Origin of the sequence: Protofrankia sp. CiP1_Cm_nod2, from assembly GCF_920664355.1 — a bacterium.
GTDB lineage: Bacteria > Actinomycetota > Actinomycetes > Frankiales > Frankiaceae > Protofrankia.
Genome location: NZ_CAKKTL010000213.1, coordinates 1 through 8,943 on the forward strand (window position 1 = coordinate 1; position 8,943 = coordinate 8,943).

The 8,943-nt window shown below is 72.8% G+C and carries 5 protein-coding genes and 1 pseudogene; 3 read left to right on the top strand and 3 right to left on the bottom strand.

What is annotated here, in order from left to right; all coding sequences use genetic code 11:
- Positions 1 to 2,226, top strand: a 2,226-nt coding sequence (locus tag NBW84_RS19300) for an AAA domain-containing protein (protein WP_250286143.1), incomplete at its 5' end; no start/stop codon positions are given.
- Between the two features lie 552 nt (positions 2,227 to 2,778).
- Here NBW84_RS19300 and lysS read toward each other — a convergent pair.
- Positions 2,779 to 4,230 (bottom strand): lysine--tRNA ligase, encoded by a 1,452-nt coding sequence (gene lysS / locus NBW84_RS19305; RefSeq protein ID WP_250286144.1) that lies wholly within the window; start codon positions 4,228 to 4,230, stop codon positions 2,779 to 2,781.
- Between the two features lie 199 nt (positions 4,231 to 4,429).
- Between lysS and NBW84_RS19310 the strand changes: the two genes are divergently transcribed.
- Together NBW84_RS19310 and NBW84_RS19315 are read left to right on the top strand one after the other, a co-directional pair.
- Positions 4,430 to 4,747: a type II toxin-antitoxin system Phd/YefM family antitoxin gene (locus tag NBW84_RS19310; protein WP_250286145.1), complete on the top strand. Its 318-nt coding sequence runs from the start codon at positions 4,430 to 4,432 to the stop codon at positions 4,745 to 4,747.
- Between the two features lie 691 nt (positions 4,748 to 5,438).
- A pseudogene (locus NBW84_RS19315) lies at positions 5,439 to 5,987 on the top strand (D-alanyl-D-alanine carboxypeptidase family protein); the annotation flags it as partial.
- A gap of 539 nt (positions 5,988 to 6,526) precedes the next feature.
- Here the strand turns inward: NBW84_RS19315 and NBW84_RS19320 are convergent.
- A complete protein-coding gene (locus NBW84_RS19320; protein WP_250286146.1) occupies positions 6,527 to 7,699 on the bottom strand; it encodes a YihY/virulence factor BrkB family protein in 1,173 nt (390 codons plus the stop codon).
- Positions 7,700 to 7,828: 129 nt separating this feature from the next.
- Complete coding sequence (locus tag NBW84_RS19325) at positions 7,829 to 8,713, bottom strand: serine hydrolase domain-containing protein (RefSeq protein ID WP_250286147.1); 885 nt, start codon at positions 8,711 to 8,713, stop codon at positions 7,829 to 7,831.
- Between the last annotated feature and the right edge of the window lie 230 nt (positions 8,714 to 8,943).

The following is an 8,943-nucleotide window of genomic DNA, read 5'->3' on the forward strand; positions in this document are numbered from 1 at the left end:
GAGGCCGACGGCGAGCGGGACGCGGAGCGGCGCTGCGTGGCGCTGCTGGCGCGTGTGCGGGCCGCGCACCCGGCCCTGGCCGCCCTGCTGGAGAGCCTGGCGCCGGACCCGGCCCACACAGCCGGCGGTGCCGGCGCGGCCGGTGCCGGGATGGCGAATGCCGAGAGAACGGATACGTTCCGTAACATCGTAACGGCGGCTGGGAGCCGTCCGGACGGCTCGGACGCGGCCGGGTGGGACCGGCGGACCGCGTCCTTCCCCGAAGCCTGGGCGTGGGCCTGCGCGGCGACCTGGCTGGAACGCTCGCGGACGGCGGCTGGCGAGACCGACGTCGAGGCCGAGCTCGACGCGGCTGAGGACGCCCTCGCCGCCGCCACCGCCGAACTCGCCGGCGCGCTCGCCTGGAAGCACTGCCTTACGCGGATGGGCGCCGAGCAGTCCGCGGCGCTGCGCTCCTACGCCGACGCGGTCGCCGCGGGCGGCAAGTTCACCGGCCGTTACGCGCAGCGGTACCGGCAGGCGGCGCGCGAGGCGATGCGGGTCGCCCAGACCGCCGTCCCCGCCTGGATCATGCCGATCGGCGAGGTGCTGTCGACCATCCCGGCCGTCCGGGACTGCTTCGACGTGGTGATCGTGGACGAGGGCAGCCAGGCCGGGCTGGACAGCCTGTTCCTGCTGTGGCTGGCCCCCCGCGTGATCGTGGTCGGTGACGACCGGCAGTGCACCCCGGCGGAGGCGAGCTTCGAGGAGCTGGAACCGGTCTTCCAACGTCTCGACACGCTGCTGTCCGACATCCCCACCTGGCTGCGCATCGCGTTCACCCCCCGGTCCAGCCTGTTCACCCTGCTGCGGACGAGGTTCGGCGAGGTCATCCGGCTGCGCGAGCACTTCCGCTGCATGCCGGAGATCATCGAATGGTCGTCCGCGCTGTTCTACCGGGACGCCCCGCTGGTGCCGCTGCGCCAGTTCGGCGCGGACCGGCTGCCACCCCTGCGGTCGTGCCACGTCCCGGGCGCGGCCACCTCCGGTGTCGCCGGTGGGCTGCGCAACGCGGCCGAGGCCGAGGCCCTGGTGACCCAGGTGCTGGCCTGCGCCGACGACCCCCGCTACGACGGGCTGACCTTCGGGGTCGTCGTGCTGCAGGGCAGCGCCCAGGCGGAGCTGATCCGCGGCAGACTGGTCAGCCGGATGTCCCCGGCCGAGCAGCAGCGCCGGCGGCTGCGCGTCGGGACCCCGCCGGACTTCCAGGGCGACGAACGGGACGTGGTCTTCCTGTCTATGGTCGTCGCGCCCGGCACCCCCACCCCGTCGCTGACCCGGCTGGAGTACCAGCGCAGGTTCAACGTGGCCACCTCCCGCGCCCGCGACCAGGTGTGGCTGTTCCACTCGGTGACCACGGGCGACCTGGAGCCGACCGACCTGCGGCACAACTACCTCAGCTATGTGCTGTCCCAGACCTCCGCGCGGCCGTCCCTGTCCGCCACCGCCGGGGCCGACGCCGGCCCGGCCGCCGCCGGGTCCGCGTCCCTGCCCGTACCCGTGCCGCGCGACGTCCGCCCGGACATCCCGCACCCGCGGTTCGACACCCTCTTCGAGCAGCGGGTCTTCCGTGTCCTGCGCGAACGCGGCTATCTGGTGTGGCCCCAGGTCGAGGTGAACGGCCGGCGCGTCGACCTGGTGGTGGCCGGCGGGCGCGCCCGCCTCGCGGTCGAGTGCGACGCGGACACCGCCGTGCCGCCCGAGCGGATCGCCCACGAGTTCGCCCGCGAACGGGAGCTGCGCCGGGCCGGCTGGCGCTTCTGGCGGATCCGCCAGTCGGAGTTCGAGATCGACCCGGACGCCGCGCTCGCCTCCCTGTGGCCCGCCCTGGCCGCCGTCGGCGTGGCACCGGTGGCACCGGTGGCACCGGTGGCGGCATCGGCACACGCGGCCCGTACCACCCGGAGCGGCACCGCCCCCGCCGATTCGACCGGAGCCGGTCACGGACCGCAGCCGGCACCACCCCGTCCAGACACCCCAGCGGACGACGTGACCGGGGACACCGTCCCCATGGACAACACGCTCAGGGATGGCGAGAACGCCAGCGGCGACGACGCCGACACGGCTGGCACGACGGCCAGCATCCGGGCTGCCGCCGCGCCGGGAGTCGGCGAACACCGCTGGACGCCGATCCCCCTGAGCGACCTGGAAGGCCTCGACGACGCCCTCGGCGCCCTGACCAGCTGAACATCCTCTGCTGCGACGCGGTGACAAAGATTATCCAGGGCGGGGTCAAACGGTCGTAGCGTCGCTACGACCGTTTGACCCCGCCGAGTATCATGTCACCGCTCGCCCGTTTCACCGCCATCCTGCGCAGCTTTACTAAGACAAGGAGGTCGACCCGCGTCCGGGTCACTTCGGCTGGATCCCGTTACTTGAGCTGATCCCGCCGGGCGGCCCGGGGGATCTCATCCCCGGGCTCCCACGGAAACGGAGCATGACAGTCTCCCATCACTCCGCTCACCTCATCCAGTCCGTCAGAACTCGGCCATCCAGGCCCAGCGGGTGAACAGGCGGGGCCGCCTTCGTAGCAGCCCATTCCACCACCGTTTGACCTTCTTGAACGGCCTGAGCCGTTTGACCCCACCCCAGCGTCGGCGTGCTGCCGCCAAAGATCTTACAGGAGCCGACAGCCGGCTCACACCGGCCTGGCGGACTCTCCGGCCCGTACCCGTTGCACCGGCTTTCATCAGGGCCGAGCGGCCGCGGCGGGTCCGGGGCGGGCGAGAAGAAATCCGGTCAGGCGTCGGGGGTGGTCTGGTCGTCGGGGGTGTGCTGGCCTTTCCGGGCGCCGCGCATGGTGGGGAAGAGGACGACGTCGCGCAGGGTGGGCGCGCCGGTGAGCAGGGCGGTGAACCGGTCGATGCCGAGGCCGAGGCCGGACATCGGGGGCATCCCGTACTCCATCGCCTCGATGAAGTCCTCCTCCATCATCATGGTCTCGTCGTCGCCGGCCTCGCGCAGCTCGGCCTGCTCCTCCAGCCGGGTCCGCTGCTCGGCCGGGTCGACCAGCTCCGAGTACGCCTTGACGATCTCCCAGCCGTTCACCACGACCTGGAACATGTCGAGCCTGGCGGGGTCGTCGTCGCTGCGCCGGGCCAGCGGGACCAGCTCCGCCGGGTGGTGCACCAGGAAGCACGGCTGGACGAGCCCGGGCCGGACCGTCTTCTTGTACAGCAGGTCGACCAGGGCCGCGTACGACGGCGCGTTCTCGACGTCCAGCCCGAGGCCGGCGACCCGCTCCCGCAGGGCCGGCAGGTCGCGTACCACGGTCAGGTCGATGCCGGTGTGCCGGGCGACCTCGGCCCGGTAGTCCAGCTCCGGCCAGTCGGCGCCGAAGTCCAGCTTCACGCCCTCGTAGGTGACGGTGCGGGTGCCGAGGACGTCGTCGAGCACCGCCAGGATCAGCTCGCGGACGAAGGCCATGTTGTCGCGGTAGTCCCAGTAGGCGGCGTACCACTCCAGCATCGTGAACTCCTGGAGGTGGGAGGAGTCCATGCCCTCGTTGCGGAAGTTGCGGCCGAGCTCGTAGACGCGGTCGAAGGAGCCGACGACGACGCGCTTGAGGAACGTCTCCGGTGAGATCCGCAGGTAGAAGTCCTCGTCGAGCGCGTTGTGGTGGGTGACGAACGGCCGGGCGGCGGCGCCGGATGCCGCCTCCTGCAGGATCGGCGTCTCGACCTCGAGGAAGTCGTTGTCGTCGAGGAACCGGCGGATCCGCTGGATCGCCTTCGCCCTGGCCCGGAACCGCGCCCGGGACTCGTCGTTGACCAGCAGGTCGAGATAGCGGCGGCGGTAGCGGGCCTCCACGTTCGACAGGCCCTGCCACTTGTCCGGCAGGGCGCGCGCCGTCCGGTTGAGCACGGTGAGGTCGGATACCGCCACCGTCCGCTCACCACGGCGGGTGGTGTAGAGACGGCCGGCGACCCCGACGAAGTCGCCGATCTTCAGCGCGCGGGACCACTCCCTGATGGTCTCCGCGCCCAGCTCGTCCCTGGACAGGGAGACCTGGACGCGCCCGCTGCGGTCCTGGATGTGCCCGAAGATCAGGCCGCCCATCCGGCGCCAGAGCACCACCCGGCCGGCGAGCCGGACTGCCGTGCCGTCGGGCGCCTCCCTGGCGTCCGCGGCCACCGAGTCGGTGCGGTAACCGGACCGGGGCCCGCTCACTCCGGGCTCCTCCATCGACATCAACACACCCTATAGCGAACCAGCAACCTGGATGACCTGGCATATCTGAAGATCGTCGACCGGCAGCCGACCGGGACGGCGGCGAGCCCGAAGCCTTCGGACGGACGCACGAACAGCCCAGACCGATCAGTCCCGTATCCGACACCATACTTGATGTTGCGCTTGATGCCGCGCCCGACAGAAACAGATCATGTCTGACATGGCAACCGGACAGGCATCGGTCAATGCCCGTGATCTCAGTCGTCGCGCGGCGAGCGTGCTCGACCGCGCCGCACACGGCGAGCGGCTGATCGTGACGCGAGACGGAGAACCGATCGCGGAGATCATTCCTATCGACCCCGCTCAGCGCCTGTTCGCCCGTTGGATACGGGACGGTCTCATCTCCGAGCCTCCGGCATCCGGCTATGCCAAGGCCGCGGCCGCGGCCGCGGCGAACGCAGTCCGTGACCTGCCCGATACCCCGCCAGGCAGGACCGCGGCAGAAGCCGCAGGCCTCCGCACTTCCGCACCGTCATGAACAGCCCTGGATACCCTGGAGAACAGCGGCAGGACGCGGGAGAAGAGCGACAGGACGCGGGGAGCCCGTAGACGCGGCGTGTCAGCCGCTCCCTGTTACCGACAGCTCTGCTTCCCGTTCCCGGGCAGCGGAAACGCGGCAATTACGGTGTTGCCACGAGCCCGGGTGCGGACGTCCGGTGTGGACGCCGTGGTGGTGACCGGAGGGCGACACGGCGGGGCTTCTGCGGCTGGAGCGGTGTGACCGACAGTAACTTGGCTGGGTGCCTCGGACTCGCCGACGCTTCAGGACGCCCGCGACGGGCCGCCCGGCCCCGGCCCAGCCCGTCCGCCTGACGGCTTTCCCGTCCCTGCTGGTGCTTCTGGCGGCGGCCCTGACGGGATGGCTGATCGGCGGGGTCCCGGCCGCCGGGCCGGCGGCCGCGGCCGCGGTGACACCGCCACCGGCTTCCCTGCCACCGGTGCCCCCACCCGCACCGGTGCCCCCACCCGCACCGGTGCCCCCACCCGCACCGGTTCCGCCGCCCCCACCGGTTCCGCCGCCCCCACCGGTTCCGCCGGCGTCCCCGGCGGACGCCCTCGGCGGCCCGGCGCTCGCGAGCCACGGGGTGGTGGTCAGCCCGCAGGCGCTGCCGCCTCCCCCGCAGGTCACGGCTGCCGCCTGGCTCATCGCCGACGCCGGCAGCGGCGCGGTGCTCGCGGCGCGGGACGCGCACGGCCAGTACCCGCCGGCGAGCACGCTCAAGATCCTGACCGCGCTCACCCTGCTGCCGCGTCTGCCGCCAGCCCAGCAGGTGACGGTCAGCGACGCGGCCGCGCGGATCGACGGGACCCGGGTCGGGCTCGTGCCGGGCATGACCTACAGCGTCGCGGAGCTGGCCACCGCCATGATCGTCGCAAGTGGCAACGACGCGGCCACCGCGCTCGCCGAGGCCGCCGGCGGCACCGCGGCCACGGTCACGCTGATGAACCGGACCGCGGCGGACCTGGGCGCGCACGCCACCCACGCCGGCGACCCCACCGGCCTGGACGCCCCTGGCCAGGCGACATCGGCGTACGATCTCGCTCTGCTGGGCCGGGCCGCTCTCACCAGTCCCGCGGTGAAGGGGTTCCTGACGGTCCCGCGGGCGACGGTCCGGGGCCGGGGCGGCGCCTCCTTCGAGATCCAGAACCACAACGACCTGCTCGGTTCCTATCCGGGGACGATCGGCGTCAAGAACGGCTACACCATCGCGGCGGGCGCCACCTACGTCGGCGCGGTCCGGCGCGGCGACCACACGCTCATCGTCACCATGCTGCGGGCGGCACCCGCGTACGCCGGCGACGCCCGCGCCCTGTTCGACTGGGGGTTCACGCACGTCGGCTCGGTCACCGCGGTCGGGCAGCTGCTGCCCCGGGTCGACGCGGCGGTGCACGCCGAGCCCGCGGCCCACGTGGCGCACGCGGCCGCCAGCGGGCCGGCCCGGGCAGGCGCCGGTCACGACGGGGGCACCGGCCGGAACGGGGCCGGCACGGACGGACGTGGCACGGCGGAGGCGTCCGGAGAGACGTCCAGGGAGGCGTCCAGCGGCGGTCACACCGTTGGTCCGGTCACCTGGACCGCTGTCGCGGTGACGCTGCTCGCCGTGGCGCTGGCCCTGCGCCGACGTCGTGCGCGGCGACCGCTCCCGGGCGTCGGCATGCCGCCCGGAACGGCGGCGCGGCCCGCGGTGGCGCGGGACCCGCCCGCGTCCGCCGCCCCGGTCACGGTTCCGGGGAGCGGGCTCGTGCGGATCGTGCCTCAACCGCGTGGCGACGCTGCCGACGGCCCTGGCCGAAGCGCCGGCACGTCCACCCCGTCATCGGCGGAGCCGGCAACAGCGCCGGTGGGCGGCCTGGCCGCCGGCGAACCGGCGGGTGGCGGGTCACCGGCCGGTCCGGCCGCTCCGGCCGCTCCCCCGGCGGCCTCGGTGTCGCCATCCGGGACGGCCGTGACAACCTCCGTGGCGCCGTCATCCGGAACAGCCACGGCGGCCTCGGTGGCACCGTCACCCGGGACAGCCACGGCGGTGCCGGACGGGACGACGTCGGAGTCGTAGGGGGCGGTCACCGTCCACGCCGCGACCAGGAGGGTCCAGCGCAGCACGATGTTGATCCAGATGAGCAGGCCGACGATCACCGCGAACGTCCCGTACACGGGATTACCGGTCGTCATCCCGACCAGCCAGGTGCCGAGGAGCTTGAGGCTCTCCACCCCGACGGCGCCGAGCATGGCCCCGCGCACCACCCGGCGACGGTCAGTGATCGACGGCAGCCAGAGGAACAGGCACAGGAAGATCGTCACATCCAGTGCCAGCGCGATGCCGAGGGCGAGCAGCGTGGTCACCACCGTCGCCGCGGTGCTCCCGGACAGGCCGATCCCCTCCAGGAACGTCCCCGACACCGAGGTGATGACGCTGGTCACCGCGATGGACGCGAACACGATCAGCCCGAGCCCGACTAGGACGCCGAGGTCCCGCAGCCGGCGCACCAGCGCGTTGCCGACGTCCACACTCTGGTGCCAGATGATCCGGATGGCGTCCCGCAGCGCGTTGATCCAGGCCAGCCCGGCCAGCAGCAGACCGGCCAGACCGATCAGGCCGACCCCGACCTTCGAGTTGCCGATACTGGCGATGTCGAGCTTGTCCGCCATCCCCGGCAGATAACTGTTGATCTGGTTGACCAGTTCCTGCTGGACGTCTGGATACGCGTCGACCACGAACCCCGTGATCGAGAAGGCCAGCGCCACCAGCGGGAAGAAGGACAGGAAGGCGAAATACGTGGCAGCCGCCGCGAGCCGGTCACCGCCGTCCTCGACATACCGGTGATAGCCACGTATGGCATGGTCGACAAAGGGTCTCCCGCGGCGTACGGAACCCGCGACGCCGGATGCCTTCCGTGCCCCGGAGCGGACCGCGCTGATCGGATTGGCCATCGGTTGCTAACTACCCACGAGCCCGGTGCCATCACACCCGGCGGGCCCGCCGTACCGGCCGGGCGGCGGGATCCACCCGGTGGCCCGGCCCCCGCCGGGCGCGGGAGCACGCCGGCACGGGTAACGCGCTCAGCCCGGGATACCGGCCGCGCGGACGGCGGCCACCACGTCGTCGGACAGCACCGGCCACGCCTGCGCCGCCCAGGTGCCGAACTCGCGGTCGGTCAGCGCCACACAGGCCGCCCGCGGCGCGGGATCCACCCACAGGAACGTCCCGCTCCGGCCGAAGTGACCGAACGTGGCGGGAGAGTTGGTGCTGCCCGTCCAGTGCGGCTGCTTCCCGCCGCGGATCTCGAAACCGAGCCCCCAGTCGTTCGGCTTCTGCGCGCCGAAGCCCGGCAGCACACCGACGAGGCCGGGGAAGGCCACCGACGTCGCCAGCGCGAAGGTGGCGGGAGCCAGCAGGCGCGGCGCCAGCAGCTCGGCGGCGAAACGGATCATGTCGTGCAGGTTCGACCACACCGCGTGCGCGGGCGAGCCCCGCAGCTCGGAGGAGCCCATCCCCAGCGGCGCGAACACGGACTCGGCCAGGTAGTCGGGGAAGGCGATCCCGGACGCCTTCTCAAGCGTCTCCCCCAGGAGCTCGAAACCGGTGTTCGAGTAGATCCGCCGCGCCCCGGGCTCGGCCCGCGGCCGGCTGCCGGCGAACTCCAGGCCCGAGGTGTGGGCAAGCAGGTGCGCGACGGTCGAGCCCGGCGGGCCGGCCGGGTCGTCGAGGGCGAAGACCCCTTCCTCCACGGCGATCAGCACCGCGTAGGCGGACAGCAGCTTCGACACCGACGCCAGCCGGAACAGCCTGCCCGCGTCCCCGACCGACCAGGCGTCCCCGACCGGCCCGGCGGCCGTGACCGCGCCGGGGGCATCACCGGCGGAATCCGCGGGACCACCGGAGACGAGCACCGCGACGGCCGCGTTCTCCACCGGCCAGGCGGCCACCTGCGCAAGGGCATCCACCTGATGAACTGTACGAACCTCCTCACGCGGGCGTGTGCCCAACGCACTGGGACACTGGGCCGATGTGGCGACACCGACATCTCCCAACACCATGAGCGCGTCCGCGACCGTCTCCCCTGCGTCCCCGGCCGCGTCCCCGGCGGCGCACGGGCCGGCCACCGAGGCCGGCCCGGCCGGGACCATCGACCTGCTCGTCGTCGGCGCCGGCCCGGCCGGCTGCGCCGCCGCCC

Excerpts from the sequence above, each read along its gene's own strand:
- NBW84_RS19310 (WP_250286145.1), top strand. The coding sequence starts at position 4,430 with ATGGCAACCGGACAGGCATCGGTCAATGCCCGTGATCTCAGTCGTCGC.
- NBW84_RS19320 (WP_250286146.1), bottom strand. The coding sequence starts at position 7,699 with ATGGCCAATCCGATCAGCGCGGTCCGCTCCGGGGCACGGAAGGCATCC.
- lysS (WP_250286144.1), bottom strand. The coding sequence starts at position 4,230 with ATGTCGATGGAGGAGCCCGGAGTGAGCGGGCCCCGGTCCGGTTACCGC.